This window comes from Mesorhizobium sp. ArgA1 (assembly GCF_053714375.1).
Genome location: NZ_JBSKBQ010000075.1, coordinates 1 through 2,125, shown reverse-complemented (window position 1 = coordinate 2,125; position 2,125 = coordinate 1). Strand labels below are relative to the sequence as shown.

General features: G+C 59.6%; 1 pseudogene. It reads left to right on the top strand.

Features of this window, described 5'->3' with window-relative positions:
* The first annotated feature begins 361 nt into the window (after positions 1–361).
* Positions 362–1,362: pseudogene (locus tag ACWGTI_RS32270) on the top strand (tyrosine-type recombinase/integrase).
* The last annotated feature ends 763 nt before the right edge of the window (positions 1,363–2,125 follow it).

Genomic DNA, 2,125 nt, shown 5'->3' with positions numbered 1-2,125 from the left:
GTGGCTCGCGAAATGTGGTGGCAGGGTTGGCTTAGACAACCGAATCCTACGCCAAATCAATCGCTTAGGCTACATCCCCCGCCTCTCAGACGGGTCGTCGTGCATAAGACGGGCTAAAGATCGGCCTGCGACCGCGCGGCGCTCGCACAGGACCCCGCCTGCACGACCTGAGGCACGGTTTTGCCGTTGCTACGCTGCTGCGCTGGTATCGGGCCGACAAGGACGTAGACCAACTTCTTCCGGTCCTTTCCACCTACCTGGGGCACGGCCGTGTTCGCGACACATATTGGTACCTGTCGGCCTGCCCCGAACTCATGGGGGAAGCTGCCCGAAGACTCGAAGCGCGATGGGAGACACTGTCATGACGCAGGATCTCCAACTCGCGCCGCTGATCGAACGGTTCTTTACACACCGCCTTGTCCATCAGCGCAACGTCAGTCCGCACACGCTTGCATCCTACCGCGACACCTTTCGCCTGTTATTCAGGTTCGCGCACGCCAGGCTGCACGTGGCGCCGTCCAACCTGCGGCTTACAGATCTCGATGCACCACTTATTGTCGCGTTCCTCGAGGACCTGGAAGACAATCGCTCGGTCAGTATCACGACGCGCAATTTGAGGCTGTCGGCGATCCGCACTTTTTTCCGGTACGTCGCATTCGAAGAGCCGGCCCATAGCGCGCAGGTCCAGCGCATTCTTGCCATCCCCGGAAAGCTCCACGGTAAGCGCGAAGTCCATTTCCTGTCGCGCCCAGAGGTTGATGCGATCCTGGCCATGCCCGACAAAGCAACCTGGCTTGGTCGTCGCGATTACACGTTACTGCTCCTCGCGGTGCAGACAGGCTTGCGCATTTCGGAGCTGACCAGCCTCGAGCGGGAATCCATCAAACTGGGTACCGGGGCACATGTCGTCTGCCTTGGCAAAGGCCGCAAGGAGCGGCGCACACCGCTCACGAAGTACGCCCGCCGTGTCCTTGAGACGTGGTTGAAAGAGCACCCTCGTCGAGACTCATCCGCCTTGTTTCCAAAGTACACGGTGGACACCTCAGTTCCGACGCCATCCAGTTCCCGCTCGCCAAGTACGTAAAGATCGCTCGGCAGCAATGCCCGTCATTGCGCAAAAAACGGGTGACACCCCATGTGCTGAGGCACTCGGCGGCTATGGAGTTGCTTCAGGCGGGCGTCGATATCACCCTGATCGCCCTATGGCTAGGGCACGAGTCTATCCTGACCACACAGGCCTATCTGCATGCCCATATCGATCTCAAGATCGCGGCTCTTGCCAAGCTCAAACCCCTTGAGCCGGTAGAATCCATGCGCTTCGTACCCGAGGACCAGCTTCTTGCATTCCTCGATGGCTTGTAACGCAAAGAGTTCTCACCTCGGGGAAGGAAAAGAAAATTATGCCGAGCCACGTACCGGAGAATTGTTTGTCCGGGCTGGCTCGGCATTTTTATACGCTCGGCATTAGAGCCCGATTGTGGTAGTCTTCTCCATGGAGCGGTCCTTCCTCTTTGTGGCGTTTCAACACGACCACGTTAGGCACTTGATGCCGTTTGAGAAGGGCCGTTCCACCTCTCAGCTTCGGGCCGATTAGGCCACCCAGGCCGATCCGCGCGGGGATCCTGGGCCGTAGTCGGCCAAAATGCCACATCTCCTTTCAAAGGCGTCGGCGCCCCTCGTCGGCCATTCCGTCAGCCCAACGTCAGGTAAGACGAATATAAGCGGCCAAACGGGCACGTAGCCTGAAGGCCGGCGGCAATGTCGCCTCACATTGGAGTTCAATTGTGAGAAACGTTGACGAGCGGGGAAAGTTGCCCGTTTCTAGATCTGACGCCAGCGAGACTCCGAGCGCTGGCGGCTCTCGCGCTCTGGCTCCCAAGGCTGGCGAACAGGAAAAATTGTTCGATTCGGCCGTAGATCGGATACGCTCTGACTCTCAGGCTTCCGGCGCTTCCTCCTCCGCTGGTGCCGCCCGCGCCAGCGGGGGTCCGACGGATCGGATCGCCGGTCCTCGCGGTGGCGCACATCGACTCCTTGGCGCTGCGCTACAGGGCATTGGTGGGAATCGTCGTCGTTTTCGCGCCGTGCCGGGAACTACCTCATCGCCTTCTGATGAGAATCTCTG